The organism is Confluentibacter lentus, assembly GCF_002806995.1.
Classification (GTDB): Bacteria; Bacteroidota; Bacteroidia; order Flavobacteriales; family Flavobacteriaceae; genus Confluentibacter; species Confluentibacter lentus.
On record NZ_NIHE01000001.1, the window covers coordinates 340135 to 358081 of the forward strand.

A 17947-nucleotide genomic window follows, 5' to 3' on the forward strand; every position below is an offset into this window, starting at 1 on the left:
GCTAAACATATAGATGAAAAACCAACATACCAAAAACCTTATTTTTCTTTTTGTAGCCACCTTATTTGGAAGTACCTCTGGTCCACTAGGTAAATTTATAGACTTACCGCCGCCGGTTAGTATTTGGTGTCGGTGTATCTTGGGCGGCATCTTTTTATATGCTTTTTGCTACTTCAAAAAAGTTAATCTAAAAATTTATTCGAAACGGGATTTTTTAACCATTTTGATCAGTGCCTTATTTTTTGGTGCCCATTGGATCACCTATTTCTACGCCCTAAAATTATCGAATGTTGCCATTGGGATGCTCTCGTTATTCACCTACCCTATGATCACCGCATTAATAGAACCTCTTTTTATTAAAGTGAAATTCGACCCAATGTACATTATTTTGAGTCTTATGGTACTTGTTGGCTTATATATTTTAGCTCCTGAATTTAATCTTGAAAATTCCCATGTTGGTGCCATTTTGTTTGGTGTATTATCGGCGCTCTTATATTCTATTAGAAATATTATTTCTAAAAAATTAACCAGCCATTATTCTGGCTCTAGTATTATGCTTTATCAAATTTCCATACTGAGTGTATTATTGCTTCCCTCGTTATTTTTCATGGATATATCAAATATCACAAACCAAATTCCTTCTTTAGTCATGTTAGGATTGTTAACAACGGCTATTGGTCATACTATGATTGTAAGCAGCTTTAAACACTTCTCGGTAAGTACAGCGAGTATTATTACCAGTATTACACCCATTTTTGGAATCATTTTGGCTTTCATATTTTTAAATGAAACTCCTAACCTCAACACATTTATTGGTGGTTCTCTGATATTAGCAACCGTTGTTATTGAGAGTATTCGTTCTCAAAAAAAGAATTCTTAATTTTAATAATCTTGTCAGTTCGAGTGATTTTCACCCAAAAAATAATGGGTGAAAATTGTATCGAGAACACGTTTTTACTTTTCTAACGGTTCTCGATACAATGCTACTAATTCGCATCACTCGAACTGACAGAAAAATTATTTTTACTCTACGCTTGTAGAATTAAAATATTTGTTCTATGTTTGTAGAACATAATCTAATTTTGTAGAAGAATGCAATTATCAAAAACCGAAGAAGAATTAATGAATTACCTCTGGAAGCTAGAAAAAGCCTTTATGAAAGACTTGCTTGAGGCTTATCCAGAACCCAAACCGGCAAGTACCACCGTGGCAACGCTTTTAAAACGCATGACAGACAAAGGGTTTATTGATTATAATGTATATGGAAATTCAAGGGAATATTACCCGTTGGTTAAAAAGAAAGATTATTTCTCTAAACATGTAAACGGCCTTATAAAGACCTTTTTTAACGATAGCGCTTCTCAGTTCGCTTCGTTTTTTACCAAAGAAACCAATTTAACCAAAGAAGAATTGGAAGATTTAAAAATGCTTATAGATAAAGAACTCAAAAACAAATAGATATGGAATTCTATATTTTAAAATCGGGCACCTGTTTAGCAATCTTCTATGGCTTTTATAAGTTGGTATTAGAAAAAGAAAGCTTTCATGTTTTCAAACGTTTTTATTTATTGGTTTCGGCAGTTTTAGCATTCGTTATTCCGTTAATCACTTTTACAGAATATATAGAAGTTGTTCCACAAGAAATGCCTTTATTTTTTCAAGAATCCTCCATAACCCATACTGTAATAAAAGCAAAACCCATAAACTATATGCCCATTATTTTATGGAGCATATACTGTTTAGGTGTTTTGCTTTTTAGCTTTAAATTCTTAAAAAATTTATCAGGAATCATTTATAGAATAAAACGAAACCCAAAGTTTAAAAACCAAAGTTTCATTAATGTGTTGCTGCAAGATTTAGTCATTCCGCATACTTTTTTAAGTTACATATTTTTAAATAAACACAAGTTTGAAATGCATCAAATTCCCAAAGAAGTATTGCTTCACGAAGAAACCCATGCTAAACAAAAACACAGTTTAGATGTACTTTTTATTGAAATATTACAAATACTGTTTTGGTTCAATCCATTAATATATTTCATAAAACATAGTATCAAATTAAACCACGAATTTCTGGCAGACCATGCCGTTTTAAAACAAGGTGTAGCCTCATCAACTTACCAAAACATTTTATTGGCATTCTCATCTTCCGATAGCTATCGGGATACACCAGAACCTCGATTGGCAAACGCCATCAATTATTCATCTATCAAAAAACGATTTACAGTTATGAAAACACACACATCCAAACAAGCCTTTTGGCTTCGAAGTTTAATTTTATTGCCCTTACTAGCTCTATTGATTTACAGTTTTAGTGAAAAGCAGATTGTTGAAAAACCATTTGTTGTTCAACAAAACACATTAGCCAATGGTGTAACAGAAACTATGATGAAAGAGTATCGAGACTTCATCAATGACTTTGAAAGTTCAAACAGGATAATTTATCCTAAATATTTAAGAGCCGTAGCTATTTATGATTTAATGACCGAGGAGCAACGTAATTCAGTAAAAAAATATCCTGAAAATATTATTTCCAATCTCTCGAATATAAAACCAAAAACGCCTACTGAAGCAGAATTCAATTCTTGGAAAGACTCAAACAAATTCGCAATTTGGATTGACGGAACTCATGTGAAAAATTCAGAACTGAATAATTACAATGCTTCAGATATTAAATACTTCACTAACAGTTTTGTGCATGACAATGCAAGAAGCGAAAAATTTCCCCAGCCTTATCAAAATCATTTATATACAGAAAAAGGGTTTGATACGGCATTTACTAATGCAGAAAAAGATCATTCTGTTTTAGACGAAATTAAAAAAGAATTATTAAAGGGTGCTTCACAAGAGGAAATTGAAGAATATAATAACCTAATTAAACAACTCAATTCTAAACCAGAAAAGGAACGCATCATTAAAGTAAAGGATAAAAATCGTATTGAATACATCTATGGCTTAATGACTGATGAACAGAAAAAAGAGAATGAATCGTTTCCTGATTTTTTAACCGTAGCGCCACCACCTCAGCCTTATCAACAAAAAGCAAAAAACGGAAATGATATTTATATTGCAATAAATGAAATAGGAATTCTTATTGTAAACAAAAATATAGTTCAAATTAGAGACCTTAAAGGGTTTTTAAACGACTTAACTAAAGACCTAACCAAAGAAGAAAAAGAAAAAATTGCAGTAAACTTAGTAAGTTATGAAGCTCCGGATGAAGTTTTAACTCGAGTTAAATCAATTTTAAGAGAATCGGTGTTTTTAAAAATAAATATAACTAAATCTCAACAAAAAGTTATTGAAATGCCAATGAGTTCACAAGAACAAAAGGCTAATAAAAAAATAATTGATGATTACTTGAAAGAACATCCTGAAGCTTTGAGAAAAATAAAGTCTAAATCAGGCGAAACTATAGAAATCGTTGAAATTCCTAATGATTCTATTCCGCCACCACCGCCGCCAGTTGAAAAAGAAACAGATGACCATTCAAAAGAATCATTGGAAGCCAGAAAAAAATTTTTGGGAAAAGCACATATTTATGGAGAAGCCATGCAAGGTTATTTTAAAGAGAAAAAAGGAAACCTTGATGATTTAAAAAAACAGTATAAAGAGGTTATGGAATTATATAACTCGTATCAAAAACTTTTGGGAAAAGAGAATGTGTTGCCCCCGCCTCCACCGCCACCTGCAAAAAATTAATAATCTTAAAAATAAACCCACAGCCAAGCTTAACCCTTGGCTGTTTTTTTTACCCATTATGTAACATTTAGCATACTTTAACGTTCTAATAACCAATCAATCAAATCACAAACGTTATGTTAAAGCAATTCTTCATTATTTGCTCGGGTTCAGACACCGATATTTTAGAAAGCTGTTCTAAAGGCGAACAAAATAAATATGCCGGTATTGGCGCCACCGTTTTCTTTACAGCCGTTATGGCTTTTATAGCGGCCAGTTATGCGCTTTATACGGTTTTTGATAATCTGTATTCGTCCATATTTTTCGGACTTATATGGGGATTTCTCATTTTTAATTTAGACCGTTTTATCGTGTCTACCATTAAAAAAACAGGCAATTTTATGGATGAATTCATACAAGCCACACCTCGAATTATATTGGCTGTGATTATTGCTGTGGTGATTTCAAAACCTTTGGAACTTAAAATTTTTGAAAAGGAAATCAATCAGGTGCTATTAGAACAAAAAAACGACTTAACGCTTGCCAATAAAAACCAGATTGCTGAACAATTCACGCCAACCATTACGGGTTTGGATGATGATATTAAATCCCTTCAACAAGAGATTGCTACTAAAGAAGCGGAAGTGAATGCGTTGTACGATACCTACATAGCAGAAGCGGAAGGAACCGCAGGCACCAAACTATTGGGCAAAGGACCTGTTTATCAAGAAAAACGAGACAAACATGATGCCTTATTAGCAGAATTACAACAATTAAAAGCAGATAACAAATTAAAAATGGACGCTTTTGAAGTTCAAAAAACAGATTTAAAAAACACTTATGACACCGAAGTACAAAAAACACAACCTATCATCAATAATTTTGATGGTTTAATGGCACGGGTTAACGCACTTGGCGAATTGCCTTGGTTACCGTCGTTCTTTATTTTTCTATTATTCTTAGCCATTGAAACCTCGCCTATTTTTGCGAAACTTTTATCACCTAAAAGTGCCTACGATTTTAAATTGGAAGACCAAGAAACTGCCATTAAATCAAATGTGCTTCAAAACAAAAACCAACGAGAAGCGATGCTTAAAACCGATTTCGCCATCAACGACCGAATTTACAAGGATATTGAAAACGAAGACGAATTATACAATTATAAACGCAAAACGGCTAGAGAACTTATGCAGCTTCAAGCCGATGCGTTCTTTAAACAACAAAAAAATGTACTGTGATTAAGCGGCTTCCGATCTAAAATGATGGTATAAATCCTCACAACCATTGCCAATAATAGTAAACTTTTTGTTTTTAATAATCGCTTGATTATGAAGCTCTGCCATGGCATTAACACCATATTTGTCCATACTCACAATATCCTCAATATTTATGGTGAGAGCGTTTACTTCTCTAAAAATATTCCTGAATTCGTCATGAAACACATGTATGGTATTTCTATCGAGAATTCCTTTCATTTTAAAAAAATTGTTGTAATTGCTAATTGATAAGTTCATAATATTTATTTTAAATATTAAACAATAAATCAGTGCTATTAATTGATTATCATATAAATATATATTTAAAAATAAACTTAAACCAATTTAATCGATGAAGCTAAAACTACATTAGTCGAACAATTTAAATCTGTCAAATAAATCGATATACAGCTACTTTAAAAGTTTGATTTTATTATTTTTACCTCAACAAATATTAAAATCAGCCATGAAAAAGTTTTTACTCCTATTCTTTATTTTATCATTTTACAATGGTATTGCACAAACTGAAGAGAAAGACAAAAAGGATATTCTTACTGTTTTAAAAGACCAAAGAATCGCTTGGTCCAATGATGATTTGGAAGGCTATATGGAAGGTTTTTGGAAAAACGATTCCCTTAAATTATATGGCCCAAATGGTATCACACGGGGTTGGGATAATCTGTTTGAAAAATACAGAAGAAACTATCCAGATAAAGACCACACAGGCATATTAAGCTATAAAGTAAACGATATCTCAAAAATTAGTGATGGTAACTATTATGTTTTGGGAGAGTACCATATAAAACGAAACGCAGGGAATATCGATGGTTTTTTTATGTTACTTTTTAGGAAAATAGAAAATGATTGGAAGATTGTTGTTGATACCTCCAACTAAGATTTTTTTAATTTACAGCAGGACAATTACAATCGTATCGTACCTTTCTACAATTAAAGTTATACCCTAGGGTTAATTGATGAAACCCACCATTGGTAAATACCACAGAATTGGTTTGGTAAGTATAGTTATAAGCGAACATAAACTGATCGTAATTTACGCCAATGATAGGCGTTATATTTTGTAATTTTTGGCTAGCAATGGCTCCAGAATTTGTTAGATATTGAGCACCATCTAAACTTTGACGGTAAGACAAGCCCCCCCAAAGGGTTCCAAACTGCGTTGTTTTATAAACTTTGGCGTTTATATCTATAGAGGACTCCTGCGTACCTTCTTTGTATTGAAACATTAAAGACGGCTCATAAGTCCAGTCACTTCCATACTTTCCAAAAACATAGCCCGCAGATAATAAATACCTTCTCAGATTACTTGTAATTTCAATATCGTTGTTAATACCTGAGTTTTTCAATAGATTTTTAACCGTTCCGTGGGCATAGAAATCTAAATAATTATACGAAAAACCAAAGTCCATGTTAAGATTGGTTTCACTTTGCACAACACCATCAATGATAGGGTCGAAACCATCTTGCGGAAATGATGTTTCATCTAATCTGTATTGAATAAAACCAACACTTAAACCAAATGATAACTGATTTAAATCGACTTCAGACCTAGAAAACATCAAGTGATGCGCATAGGTTACATAAGCACCTGTTTGAGAATGGTAGCCGTTTTTATCAGTATATAAAATACCTCCAATAGCAGAAGGTGTATCCCCAATTCTACTATTCATGCTCAACGTTAAAAGTTTTGGTGCATCTTCATGACCAAACCATTGTTGGCGACCCGTTAAACGCACCTTGGCGCAGTTAGCAGCACCAGCCATGGATGGATGGATTAAATAATAATTATCTGTTAAATAGTCTGTATAAATAGGCAACCCTTCTTGGGCTTGGGTTTTAAGTGCCCCCAAAAGGGTTATTACCAAAATAAAACAATATTTAAACTTCATAAACTATTATTAAGTAGGTTTTATATGGATACTATTGCTTTGATTATCAATAAATTAAAACAAAAAATACCACTATTAATCATGCCTTATAAAGAGCAACAAAACCCAAATATATACATAACTATAGTTTTCTTTTAGTATTTTTACAAAAAAAAGCTAAAATGAACACTTTTACCGTTTCAATACAGGAAACTTCCAATAAAGCTATCATCAAGTTCGAACTTAATCAATTCATTACCAAAAACCAAAGTTTTGAATTCAACAACATAGATGAAGCGAAACCGTCGCCATTAGCACAACAATTATTTTATTTACCTTTTGTAAAAAAGGTGTATATCTCTAGCAATTTTATTGCTGTAGAACGCTACAATATTGTAGAATGGGAAGATGTGCAGGATGAAATTGCTGAACAGATAGCAGATTATTTAAATGATGGAGGCGTTATTATTGAAGAAACCGCTGTTTCTAAAAAAACACCAGTTACAGTATATGCAGAAAGTACACCAAACCCATCTGTGATGAAGTTTGTTGCCAATAAAAAATTAGTAACAACTTTATTTGAATTCACTTCTATAGATGAAACCAAATTTTCGCCATTGGCTAAGGAATTGTTCCATTTTCCATTTGTTAAGAATGTTTTTTTTGATGAGAATTATATTTCAATAACAAAATATGATATTGCAGAATGGCAAGATATCACCGTGCAATTACGCGAATTTATAAGGAGTTATATTGAACAAGGGAAAGACATTGTATTGCCTGGAGCTGCTGAAAAGTTACAGAAATCAACAAAACAAGTAGATGCGTATTTTGAATCTCTTGACGATACCTCTAAAGAAATAATAAACATTCTGGAAGAATACGTAAAACCTGCTGTGGCTAGTGATGGAGGAAATATTCAGTTTATTTCTTATGATGCCATGTCTAAAAAAGTAAGCGTGCTGCTTCAAGGCGCTTGTAGTGGTTGTCCATCTTCAACATATACTTTAAAAAGCGGTATTGAAAATATGCTCAAAGAAATGCTACAAGGCAAAGTTGAAACAGTAGAAGCCATTAACGGTTAATTTCTTTACATAATGCAAAAATCATTCTACATTTTAGTAATTTCAACAATCTTGCTTTTTAGTTGTAAAAACGACACTTCAAAAGACATGACACATCCATATACAAACGACCTAGTACATGAAACGAGTCCGTACTTACTACAGCACGCGCACAACCCTGTAAACTGGAATGCATGGAACGACAAAACACTGGAGAAAGCAAAGTCTGAAAAAAAACTTATACTGATTAGCGTTGGTTATGCCGCATGCCATTGGTGCCATGTTATGGAACACGAAAGCTTTGAGGACAGTTTGGTGGCGCAAGTGATGAATAAAAATTTCATCAATATAAAAGTAGACAGAGAAGAACGCCCTGACGTTGACCAAATTTACATGAGTGCGGTACAACTTATGACTGGTAGCGGCGGTTGGCCTTTAAATGTGATTGCCTTACCTGATGGACGACCAGTTTGGGGCGGCACGTATTTCAAAAAAGAACAATGGGTAGATATTTTAAACCAGATTTCTAAATTATACGCTGAAAACCCTAACAAACTTTATGACTATGCAGACAAATTATCGCAGGGCATTAAGTCTTTAGATGTTGTTAATTTAAACACAGACGAACCGATTTTTGAAACGTCTTTTATAAATGATGCCCTTAAAAATTGGGAGGAAAATTTCGATTACAACCATGGTGGCACAAAGGCAACGCAAAAATTCATGATGCCTAACAACTATCATTTTTTAATGAGGCAAGCTTACCAAAATAATGATAAAAAATTACAGGAATTTGTAAATTTTACGCTAACCAAAATGGCTTATGGCGGTGTTTATGATCATGTGGGTGGTGGTTTTTCAAGATATTCGGTTGATGAAAAATGGCATGTGCCCCACTTTGAAAAAATGCTGTATGATAATGCACAATTGGTGAGTTTATATGCCGATGCGTATCTTATCACCAAAAATGAACTTTACAAAAAGGTTGTTGAAGAAACTCTAGAATATGTAAAAAATGACATGACCGGAAGCAATGGTATCTTTTATTCATCACTAGATGCGGACAGCAACAATGCCAAAGGAAAATTAGAAGAAGGCGCTTTTTATGTTTGGACTAAAGATGAACTAAAAACGCTACTTAAAGACGATTTTGATTTGTTTTCAGGATATTATAATGTTAATGATTACGGCCTTTGGGAACATGATAATTATGTATTAATCCGCAAAGATGATGACGCTTCCATTACTAAAAAATACGCCCTTACTGAAAACCAATTAACGGAAAAGAAACAACAGTGGAAAAAAACGCTTTTGGCCGTTCGGAATAAAAGACCAAAACCAAGACTTGATGATAAAACATTAACTTCATGGAACGCCTTAATGCTTAAAGGTTATATAGATGCTTACAGAGTTTTGGGAAACAAAGACTATTTAGAAGCTGCTGAAAAAAATGCCAAATTTATATTAAGCACACAACTTCGTAAAGATGGTGGTTTAAACCATAATTATAAAAATGGTAAAAGCACCATAAACGGTTATTTGGAAGATTATTCGGCTACCATTGATGCTTTTATTACGCTTTATGAAAATACTTTAAATGAAACCTATTTAAAAACCGCTAGAGATTTAGCCAATTACAGCTTCGATCACTTTTTTGATGAAACCAGTAAAATGTTTTTTTTCACGTCAAATAGTGATGCCTCTTTAGTATCCAGAAGCATTGAATATCGTGACAATGTGATTCCTGCTAGTAATTCCATAATGGCTAAAAACTTGTTTAAATTATCACATTATTTTGATAATGAGCATTTCTCAAAAACGGCAATGACGATGTTAAACAACGTAAAACCAGAAATGATGGAATATCCAACAGGTTACTCCAATTGGTTTGATTTGATGCTGAATTATGCCAGTCCGTATTATGAAGTTGCCATAGTAGGCAAAGACGCTAGACAAAAATTAGCCGAGTTAAATAAACATTACGTGCCCAATAAATTAATTGCTGCTAGCACTACCGAAAACAATATGCCATTATTGGAAAGCAGATACAATCCGCAAGAAACATTTATTTACGTTTGCGTAAACAAAGCCTGTAAACTACCTGTTAAAGACGTTAATAAAGCTTTAGAGTTTCTAAAAGAATGAGTTTTTTAAGCATTTTTTAATCGTATTTGTTGCTTTAGAACATCTCTATTTTTTGATATTTGAAATGTTTTTTTGGACCAAACCAAAAGGCATAAAAGCGTTCAGATTGAAGTCAAAACAATTTACTGAAGACACTAAAGTACTGGCTACAAACCAAGGATTATATAATGGATTTTTGTCGGCTGGATTAATTTTTTCAATTATAGAAAACGATATTAAAATCGCTTTATTTTTTCTTTCTTGTGTTACCATTGCGGGTATTTATGGTGCTTATTCTACCAAAAAAATCAAACTATTTTATCTTCAAGCCATACCAGCAATCCTTGGTATATTATCTCTCATTATTAACATTATTTAACCTTTTTGATTCCCCTTTTTAAGAAGAAAATTGTATTATGTGCTAGCATATATTAAAAACAAACATTTATGAATTTAGAAAGTATTGAAACAGAAAGACTGGTTGTATTAGCTACAGAATATGGCATGAAAATTATAGGTGCCATTATTATATGGATTGTGGGTGCTTGGGTTATAAAAAAAATTCTCCAAGCTAGCCGTAGAGTGATGGCAAAAAGTAATTACGATGTAAGCCTACAAAAATTTTTAATAAACCTTTTAAATTGGTCATTAAAAGCACTGCTTATTATTACGTTGTTAGGAACACTTGGCGTTTCAACAACCTCTTTTGCTGCCGTTATTGCAGCAGCGGGTTTAGCCATTGGCTTGGCACTTCAAGGCTCTTTAGGTAATTTTGCCGGAGGTGTATTGATTATGATTTTCAAACCATTTAAAATAGGCGATCTTATAGAAGCGCAAGGTGAACTTGGTACGGTGAAACAAATTGAAATATTTACCACAAAATTAATTGGGCTTTCCAACAAGGAAATAATCATTCCAAATGGTGCTTTATCAAACGGTAATATTATTAATTACACAACTGAGGGCACTAGACGAGTCGATTTGGTTTTTGGTGTTGGTTATGAGTCCGATATTAAAAAAACAAAAGAAGTTTTAATGACGGTTTTAAAGCAAACCCCTAAAGTTTTAGAAACTCCCGAACCAACCGTAAATGTTTTAGAATTGGCTGATAGTTCGGTTAATTTTGCGGTTAGGCCTTGGTGCAAATCTGAGGACTATTGGGCCGTTTATTTCGAAATAACTGAAAGCGTTAAAGAGGCTCTTGATGCTGCTGGCATAGAAATACCTTACCCACATCAAGTTGAAGTAAAAAAGGGAGCTAAAATTTAGCTTTTAAAGCTACAAAGTCTTTTAAGTAATAAGGTTCAAAATAAGCGACATCTTCAAAGTCGCTTATTTTGAACTTATCATAAGATAACAAACCCATCTCGTTTGCAGAGGGCAATGTATCATCTATAAAAATAGCATGGGGGTGCATGATAATATCTTTGGCTTTTTCAACACCATTACCAACAAAATAGACTTTTCCTTTTTCCAAATAATCTTTAAACGCATTGTCGTCTAGAATCTGTGCTTCAGTTTCCCTAATTTGGCTATAATCTGAATTGAAAATAGTCGAATATACTTCCATACGTCTGGCATCAAGCATAGGAATGATAATCCCTTCGGTAATTTTAACCTGATGTGCTAAAGCTAGAAGCGTTGGGACCGAAATCAACGGCTTATTTAAAGCAAAACAAAGCCCTTTTGCGGCAGAAACACCAATACGAAGCCCCGTATAAGACCCTGGCCCCTTGCTTACCGCAATAGCATCAATATCAATTAACTTAGTATTTGATTCTTTTAAAACAGTATCAATAAAGACATGCAAACTTTCGGCATGCGAATAATTCTTGTTATTATCTTCTTTTAAGAAAACTGTTTTACCTTCTTTAGAAATCGAAACCGAACAATTGGTCGTTGCTGTTTCAATATTTAGTATTAAAGCCAAATTAATCTATTGTTATTTTTTTCCATGTAAAAGTCTAAAACTTTTGTCTTAAAAACAAAAATTGTATCTAGTGATATTAAACTATAATTGCTTTATCCGTAAGAATAAAGCAATTATAAACAAAAGAACAATAATTGTTAAACTATGATTAATCCAATTCTGAGATAGGAATCCCAAAATAGAACTCCAACACTTTTAGTTTAAATATATAATCGTATTTGGTTCTAACCACATCACTTTGAGCAGCTTCTAACTGATTTTGGGATTGACTGAAGTCAAATGCATTTAACAAGCCAACATTGTAACGCTCTTGCGAATAATTATAAGCTTCTTGACGTGCTGTTACCGTCTTTTGGGCAGCCTCATAAGCTTTCATGGCACCTTTAGCATCATTAAAGGCTTGATAAACATTGGCTTCCAAATCCAAATTAGCTTGCTCTAATTGAAATTTAGATCGTTCTAAATTTATACGACTTCTGCTTACATTATTACTTGTAGAAAAACGATTGAATATTGGAATGCTTAATTGAAACCCAAAATTATGACGCTTGTTATTAGAAACTTGAACATCAAAAGGTTGCGTATCAAATAATTCCGAAGTGAAATAATTAGTTCCAAAACTATAAAAGCCACTTAATGTTGGCTGGAAAGCTCCCTTTGCAATTTCCAAATTATAATCTGCTATTTTCGTATTGGCTTCTGCTATTTTAATTTCATAACGTTCTTCCTTCGCTTTGCTAACAATAGTTTCAGGAGTTTCATTTAAAATATTGGTCATTGGCACATCATAATCGATATCAGCGGTGTCAAAATTTTGATAATCCTTAATCAATAATGTTTGTGCCAAGCTTACCCTTGACAATAAAATGGCATTTTCTGCATTTACAATTTGTTGTTCTTGGGATGCAATGGTTGCTTGAACCTCAAGTAAATCCCCTCTTGGCAATAAACCGCTGTCAACTAAACTTTGGGTTCGCTCTAATTGCTGTAATGAAACGGCTTGCTGTGCTTGTAACACTTTTAATTGTTCCTTATTGAAAAGAATTTGTAAAAATGAATTAGCAACCATAAGGGAAATATCATCCTTCATTTTATCTAGTTGATATTGACTTGCTACAATTTCTAATCTAGAACGGTACAACTGATTCAAATTTCTTAAACCATCATAAATGGTAATATTGGAATTTATATTACCCGAAAGCGTATTGGATGTTGCTGTAACAGCATCAAAACTTACTGGATTTTGAGTTAGACCAATACTCCAAGAATAAGATGATGATGCGCTTAAACTTGGCAAAAAATTACCAACAGCATCTTTTTTGTTTATCTCAGAAGTTTGTACATCTAAACCAGATTGTTTTACTGAAATATTATTCTCTAAAGCATACGCCACGCATTCTTGCAGTGTCCATTTTTTTTGCGAAAAACACAAGGCACTTATAAAGAAAACACTAACTATAATGTAATTTTTCATCTGATTCATAATCAATTAGTTATTTCTTCTTCTTTGTTGTTCGTCTTCATTGTTGTCTTTAGAAGCTTTGTTCCAAACCTTGATTTTATCGCCCTTCTTTACACCATCAAGGATTTCAACATTAATACCATCAGACAATCCTACCTTCACATCTTTCCTTTCAAATTTTCCTTCTCCAGTTTGTATTTCAACAAATGGTTTATCTGTAATTCTATCGTATTGAAGCAAGGCTTCCCTAATACTAAAAACACTGTCTTTGCCTTCTAAATCTATCTCGGCATTAGCACTGTAACCAGCCCTTATGTTTGTACCATTTTCAATAGACACATCTGCTTTTATGGTAAACTGAACAGCACCATTTTCTTCAATTCCTTTTGGTGCCACAAATGTTAATTTCCCTGGAAAATGTTTATCCTGGATTGCTCCAAGAACTATTTTAATTTCCTTGCCTTCCTTTAATTTGCCTACTTCAGCTTCATCAACTTTACCTTCAAAAATCATAAGGCTCATATCTGCAATAGTGGCAATGGTGGTTCCATCATTAAAAGTATTACTTTCAATAACTTGGTCCCCCTCTCTTACTGGAATCTCCAAAATAGTCCCATCAATTTGAGCCGTAATACTCGTGTTGGCGCCACTACCTCCCGAAATAGAACCTTTTTTAGTTATTTGGTAATCGTTTTGGGATTGCGAATATGTCTCTTTAGCCTGATTAAAGCTAAGCTCTATATTTTCAAAATCTTGTTTAGAGATGACTCCTTTTTCAAATAGTGCCTTGTTTCTATCGTATTGAATTTTGGCATTATCAAAAGCCAATTGAGATGTTTTTATTCTACTTTGCGCTTGAACCAAGGTTTGTTCGTTAGGCACCACACGAATGGTAGCGATTAAATCTCCTTTCTTAACGACATCGCCTTCATCAACAAAAATTTCATCAACAATTCCAGAAATCTGAGGTTTTAACGCCACTTCTTCCTCTGGATTTAATTTACCAGTTGCTACCGCTTTTGTACTTATAGTTGTGTAAAAAGGTTCTTCAACTTTAAAATCCTCAACGGCTTTTGAGTTGGCATCCATAAAATACTTGAGCACGATTATTAATAATATGACTGCAACTAATACTAAAATAATTTTTACTGTTTTTTTCATTTGGTTGTTCTTATTGTTTTTTATTTGTCAAATGGTGCTTCTATATTAAGTTTATAATAAAAAATAGTATAACGTTTATAGAAGGTTCATTTGGTTATTCTTATTATTTCTAATTCTTCAAATGCTGATTATACACTTGCTTTATAGAAGGTTCATTTTTTTTGATTATTTATTCTTCTCTTAATGCTTCAATTGGTTTTATACTTGTGGCTTTAAATGCTGGAATTAAGCCTATTAATGTTCCTAAAACCACTAATAATGAAAGAGCTGCAAATACCACAAGAATGGATACAGATGCGTTGACAATGACAGCGTCATCCCCTTGACCAAATGCAGAATCTAACCATATTAAAATCCAGCCCCCTGATATGATTCCAAATAATCCCGCTACAAGGGTTAAAAAGACAGCTTCTACTACAATTTGCCTTTTTATTTCAAATGGCGTGGCACCCAATGCACGACGAACACCAATTTCTTTGGTACGTTCGCGAACGGTAATCAACAAAATGTTCCCGATGGCAAAAACACCTGCTATTAAAGTAGCAACACCTACAAATATTGTTAAGAACTGCATACCTGTTAAAAATCCTGTTACTCTGGCAAAATCAGTACCTAAGTTTCTGCTGGCAAGACCTCTTTTATCATCTGGATGAATATTATTTAAGTTTTTCAGCAAAAGTTTGGCGTCTTGTTCTATCTGGCTTATATCGTATTCTGGCTTTCCGGTTATCATCATATAACCAATTCGATCACCTTGATTGTATATTTGTTGAAATGTGGTAAACGGTATATTTATTTCTGTTGAAGAACCAATATTTATAGCACCAACTTCATACATACCAATAACCTTAAAATTAATATCATTAATCTGGATATATTCCCCTATGGGATTGACATCTTTCTCAAATAGTTGTTTGTAAGTATCCTCAGAAATAACAGCGACCTTTTTCTTTTCATCAATATCTGCTTGATTTAAAAATCGGCCATTTATTAATTTTTTCTTTTGAACTTTGTCTAATAACGGATAATCTCCAGAAATTTGAGCCGTTCCTGAAAGAAAATTTCTTATAACAGTTGCTTGGTTTTGGTTTCTAGGAACCAAGAATTCAATACCTTCTACATTTTCCTCTACCTTTTTGGCATCCGTTAATGATAGTCTTACCTGTCTGCCTTCTTGAAATCCTTTAAAGGGTTTGCTAGTGGTTTGTCCCCAAATAAAAACACTATTGGTAGCAAAATTTCCGAACAAACGGTTAAAAGAATTTTCCAGACCTCTGGCAGAACCCAACAATCCTATTAACAATAAAATACCCCACCAAACGCCTACCATAGTAAGTATAGACCTTAATTTGTTTTTATTAAAGCTATCAAAAACTTCTTGCCATGTATCTCTATCAAATAAAAATCTAAACATACTTAATCATTTCTTAAGGCAACAATGGGTTTAATTTGTGATGCTTTTTGAGCAGGTAAATATCCTGCCAATGCACCTGCTAATACTAGGGTTATCGTGGCTCCAAAAACGAGACTATTATTAACACCTGGATTCGTTATAAAATAAACTTCTAAACCAGAACCAATCAATTCTAACACGCCCACTCCTATTAACAACCCTACATATCCTGCAATGGCAGTTATAAGTATAGATTCAATTAATATGATGGATACAATTGATCTTGGGGTAGCTCCTAGGGCTTTTCTAATGCCTATTTCTTTGGTACGCTCTTTTACAATGAAAATCATGATGTTGCTAATTCCTACAATACCTGCTATAAGGGTTCCAAAACCAATAACTAAAATGATAACGGTAAGCCCTAAAGTCATTTGATCAACTTGTTGGGTAGCTTCTGCCATATTAAAAACCCTGATACCCCTTTGATCATCATTAGCAACAGAAAACCGACTCTTTAACTTTCTGGTTAGCAAATTACTAAAGCCCAATGCCTGCTCATAATTTAAGTCAGGGCTATAAGTTAAGTTCATTTGATCTATATAATCATTATTCCCATAAAGATGTTGTGCTGTAGTAAGTGGCATATAAATAATCCGCTCCTCATCATCACCACCTTCATCCATAAAAGTTCCCACTACTTTATATTGAATACCATTAAGATTTATGTATTTACCTATTGAAGATTCATTTATAAATAAATCTTCTTCAACTAACCTTCCTATAACAATAACTTTAGTCCTGTTTTCAATATCGTTTTGGTTAATATAGCGTCCCTCTTTTATGATATTTTTCTCTACAAACTGATAATCCGGGTGTACAGCGATTAAACTGTAACTATTCTTTTCGTTTTTATAGGAAGCATTGACACTTTTGAAAACCCTTGAGGTTATAAATTCAACTTTATCGCTAAATTCTTCCTTTATGTAATCGTAATCCTCATTTTTAAATTGAATTTTTCTTCCAGCTTGAAGCCCTTCGCTCGCTATGCTTGTTTGCCCAGACATAATAAATATGGAATTTGAGGCCGTATCTACAAACTCTTGCTCAAATGTATTTTGTAATCCATTGGCAATACCAAAAAGAATTGTAAACAGCAAAATAGCAAATGCCACAGTAAACCCAGAAAGTAAACTTCTAGTTCTGTTTTTATTGATACTTTGAAAAATTTCTCTCCAGAGATCTAAATCAAACATGTTGTCCTGCCCTTATTTGGTTTATTTTTTTGTCTTCTATAATGATGCCATCACGCAAACGCACAATGCGTTTACACATATTGGCGATATCTTCTTCATGTGTTACCATTAAAATGGTTTTGCCTTCATCATTTAATTGTTGGATAAATGCCATAATTTCATGAGAAGTTGTTGAGTCTAAAGCTCCTGTAGGCTCATCTGCTAATAGCAGCTTAGGGTTTGCAGCCAATGCCCTAGCGATGGCAACACGTTGTTTTTGTCCACCTGAAAGCTCCTTAGGTAAATGGTGCGCCCAATTAGTCAGTCCCACTTTTTCTAAATGGAACATGGCCAATTCTTGGCGCTCTTTACGTTTCAACCCTTGATAATATAAAGGCAACGCTACGTTTTCAAGTGCATTTTTATAATTAATAAGATTAAATGATTGGAAAATAAACCCTAAAAACTTATTTCTATATACAGCCGCTTTTTTTTCGGTAAGGTTTTTAATAAGAAGCCCATCAAGTATATATTCACCCGAATCTGCTTCATCAAGCATCCCTATGATATTTAACAATGTAGATTTTCCAGAACCTGAAGACCCCATAATAGCAACCATCTCCCCTTCTTCAACTGATAGGTCTATACCTTTTAAAACATGTAAACTGGTGTTTCCTATGGGATAGGATTTGTGTAGTTTTTTAATTTGTAACATCTTTGATTGATTAATGAGCCTTACAGATTTATACGTTAGACTTA

Annotated in this window: 17 protein-coding genes; 9 read left to right on the top strand and 8 right to left on the bottom strand. The window is 33.3% G+C overall.

Annotation, left to right across the window (positions count from 1 at the left end):
- Positions 1–13 precede the first annotated feature (13 nt).
- The 4 genes from CDH50_RS01530 (at position 14) to CDH50_RS01545 (ending at position 4918) form a co-directional block, all read left to right on the top strand.
- Positions 14–880, top strand: a complete 867-nt coding sequence (locus CDH50_RS01530; RefSeq protein WP_100610120.1) for a DMT family transporter — start codon at positions 14–16, stop codon at positions 878–880.
- Between the two features lie 212 nt (positions 881–1092).
- Complete coding sequence (locus CDH50_RS01535; RefSeq protein ID WP_100610121.1) at positions 1093–1458, top strand: BlaI/MecI/CopY family transcriptional regulator; 366 nt, start codon at positions 1093–1095, stop codon at positions 1456–1458.
- A 2-nt stretch (positions 1459–1460) separates the two neighbouring features.
- Entirely contained in the window at positions 1461–3701 is a 2241-nt protein-coding gene (locus CDH50_RS01540) for a M56 family metallopeptidase (protein ID WP_100610122.1), read from the top strand.
- 116 nt (positions 3702–3817) lie between these two features.
- Positions 3818–4918 (top strand): DUF4407 domain-containing protein, encoded by a 1101-nt coding sequence (locus tag CDH50_RS01545; protein WP_100610123.1) that lies wholly within the window; start codon positions 3818–3820, stop codon positions 4916–4918.
- Here the strand turns inward: CDH50_RS01545 and CDH50_RS01550 are convergent, their stop codons facing one another.
- Entirely contained in the window at positions 4919–5194 is a 276-nt protein-coding gene (locus tag CDH50_RS01550) for a hypothetical protein (protein ID WP_100610124.1), read from the bottom strand. It lies immediately after the preceding gene.
- A gap of 208 nt (positions 5195–5402) precedes the next feature.
- Between CDH50_RS01550 and CDH50_RS01555 the strand changes: the two genes are divergently transcribed.
- Positions 5403–5831 (top strand): YybH family protein, encoded by a 429-nt coding sequence (locus tag CDH50_RS01555; RefSeq protein WP_100610571.1) that lies wholly within the window; start codon positions 5403–5405, stop codon positions 5829–5831.
- A 7-nt stretch (positions 5832–5838) separates the two neighbouring features.
- On the opposite strand, the gene CDH50_RS01560 is transcribed toward CDH50_RS01555, so the two are convergent.
- On the bottom strand, positions 5839–6843 hold the full coding sequence (locus CDH50_RS01560) for a PorP/SprF family type IX secretion system membrane protein (protein ID WP_100610125.1): 1005 nt from the start codon (positions 6841–6843) through the stop codon (positions 5839–5841).
- A 161-nt stretch (positions 6844–7004) separates the two neighbouring features.
- On the opposite strand from CDH50_RS01560, the gene CDH50_RS01565 reads away from it, so the two are divergent.
- From CDH50_RS01565 to CDH50_RS01580, 4 genes are all read left to right on the top strand, one after another.
- On the top strand, positions 7005–7907 hold the full coding sequence (locus CDH50_RS01565; RefSeq protein WP_100610126.1) for a NifU family protein: 903 nt from the start codon (positions 7005–7007) through the stop codon (positions 7905–7907).
- A 12-nt stretch (positions 7908–7919) separates the two neighbouring features.
- The gene (locus tag CDH50_RS01570; RefSeq protein WP_232731935.1) at positions 7920–10031 is read left to right on the top strand and encodes a thioredoxin domain-containing protein; all 2112 of its coding nucleotides are present in this window, start codon (positions 7920–7922) and stop codon (positions 10029–10031) included.
- A gap of 19 nt (positions 10032–10050) precedes the next feature.
- Positions 10051–10389 (top strand): DUF1304 domain-containing protein, encoded by a 339-nt coding sequence (locus CDH50_RS01575; protein WP_262496094.1) that lies wholly within the window; start codon positions 10051–10053, stop codon positions 10387–10389.
- A 68-nt stretch (positions 10390–10457) separates the two neighbouring features.
- The gene (locus CDH50_RS01580) at positions 10458–11279 is read left to right on the top strand and encodes a mechanosensitive ion channel family protein (RefSeq protein WP_100610128.1); all 822 of its coding nucleotides are present in this window, start codon (positions 10458–10460) and stop codon (positions 11277–11279) included.
- Here the strand turns inward: CDH50_RS01580 and tsaB are convergent.
- The 6 genes from tsaB to CDH50_RS01610 form a co-directional block, all read right to left on the bottom strand.
- Positions 11269–11940, bottom strand: a complete 672-nt coding sequence (tsaB, locus tag CDH50_RS01585) for a tRNA (adenosine(37)-N6)-threonylcarbamoyltransferase complex dimerization subunit type 1 TsaB (RefSeq protein WP_100610129.1) — start codon at positions 11938–11940, stop codon at positions 11269–11271. The two genes, CDH50_RS01580 and tsaB, sit on opposite strands and share 11 nt — an antisense overlap.
- Before the next feature lie 148 nt (positions 11941–12088).
- Positions 12089–13414, bottom strand: coding sequence for a TolC family protein (locus tag CDH50_RS01590; RefSeq protein ID WP_100610130.1), 1326 nt, complete (start codon positions 13412–13414; stop codon positions 12089–12091).
- Between the two features lie 15 nt (positions 13415–13429).
- Positions 13430–14563, bottom strand: a complete 1134-nt coding sequence (locus tag CDH50_RS01595; RefSeq protein ID WP_100610131.1) for an efflux RND transporter periplasmic adaptor subunit — start codon at positions 14561–14563, stop codon at positions 13430–13432.
- A gap of 169 nt (positions 14564–14732) precedes the next feature.
- Positions 14733–15977, bottom strand: coding sequence for an ABC transporter permease (locus CDH50_RS01600; protein ID WP_100610132.1), 1245 nt, complete (start codon positions 15975–15977; stop codon positions 14733–14735).
- 2 nt (positions 15978–15979) lie between these two features.
- Positions 15980–17209: an ABC transporter permease gene (locus tag CDH50_RS01605; protein WP_100610133.1), complete on the bottom strand. Its 1230-nt coding sequence runs from the start codon at positions 17207–17209 to the stop codon at positions 15980–15982.
- Positions 17202–17903, bottom strand: coding sequence for an ABC transporter ATP-binding protein (locus CDH50_RS01610; RefSeq protein WP_100610134.1), 702 nt, complete (start codon positions 17901–17903; stop codon positions 17202–17204). Before CDH50_RS01610 ends, CDH50_RS01605 begins: the two co-directional genes overlap by 8 nt.
- Positions 17904–17947: the final 44 nt, after the last annotated feature.